1 protein-coding gene is annotated in these 1,448 nt (G+C 38.9%); it reads left to right on the forward strand.

Going from position 1 to position 1,448, the window contains the following annotated elements:
• Nucleotides 1-55 precede the first annotated feature (55 nt).
• Nucleotides 56-1,413 (forward strand): IS3 family transposase gene (locus ACPV3A_RS37635; RefSeq protein ID WP_426205004.1). Its coding sequence is split into 2 segments (ribosomal slippage): nt 56-509 and nt 509-1,413, totalling 1,359 coding nucleotides; the frame shifts between segments, so codons are not numbered across the junction.
• Nucleotides 1,414-1,448 lie beyond the last annotated feature (35 nt).

The following is a 1,448-nucleotide window of genomic DNA, read 5'->3' on the forward strand; positions in this document are numbered from 1 at the left end:
TGAACTGCACCCCAATTGTTAGACACCATCTAACATTGGAGGTGCAGTTTTTTCTATGGCTAATTTTAGTTCGGACGAAAAATTACAAGCAGTTATGCGTTATCAAAATGGATCAGAAAGCATGAAATCGATTGCGAAATCACTAGGACTCCATCATACTGTCCTTTTACATTGGATTAGACAATATGAGCATCATGGTGAAGAAGTCTTTAAAAAGCGCTATACACCGTATTCTGTACAGGATAAACTAGACGTACTTCATTATATAAAAGAACATGGGACGTCTATTAGAGAGGYAGCTGCAGTATTTAATATTGCGAGTCATAGTACCATTCTAAGCTGGCAAAGAAGCTTAGAGTTACATGGAATAGATGCCCTACAACCAAAGAAAAAGGGGCGTTCATCCATGAAAAAGGATCCAAAACAACTGAATGATCAAAAGTCTGTAAAGGGGTCGGTAGAGGCTTTACAGAAAGAGATAGAACTTTTGCGTATGGAGAATGCTTATTTAAAAAAGTTGAAYACCTTAGTTCAAAACAAGGAAAAATCACCAAACAAGACAAAGCGCAAGTAGTCTATGAACTAAGGAACGRATTTTCGGTGAAAGCACTCCTCCAGCTCGCAGATATCCCACGTAGCACGTATTACTACTGGGTGAATACATTCGGTATGCCGGACAAAGATTCTGAGTTAAAGGACGTTATTCAAGCGATTTATGAGGAGCATCAGGGGCGTTATGGTTATCGCCGTATTCGAGACGAGTTAATGAATCGCGGTCACCATGTGAATCACAAAAAGGTGCAGCGTTTGATGAACGTGTTGGGATTGAAGTGTCTAGTACGCATGAAGAAATATCGTTCATATAAAGGTTTGGTTGGCARGATTGCATCAAACATTCTAGAGCGTAACTTCTCCGCTGAAAAGCCAAATGAGAAGTGGGTAACGGATATAACAGAGATTAAATTATTTGGAGAAAAACTGTACTTATCCCCCGTGTTAGATCTTTTTAATGGGGAGATTATTACGTATACGATCGGTTCAAGACCCGTCTATTCCCTTGTTTCAACCATGCTAGATCAARCATTCGATCGACTAACGGATGAAGATACTCTTCTGATTCATTCTGACCAAGGCTGGCATTACCAGATGAAACAGTATCGTCATGCCCTCGAACAACGCGGTGTTAAGCAAAGTATGTCCCGTAAAGGTAACTGTTACGACAACGCGGTCATTGAGAACTTTTTTGGAATCATAAAATCTGAGTTTCTATATATTAATGAATTTGAAAGTATTGAGCAGTTTAAACAAGAACTTTCTACATATATCGATTATTACAATCACAAGCGAATTAAAGCAAAACTAAAAGGCATGAGTCCGGTACAGTACCGAACTCATGCCCAACAAATTGCCTAATAAAATAATATGTCTAACTTTATGGGGTCAGTTCA

Source organism: Paenibacillus sp. Dod16 (assembly GCF_049893405.1).
GTDB lineage: Bacteria > Bacillota > Bacilli > Paenibacillales > Paenibacillaceae > Paenibacillus_AQ.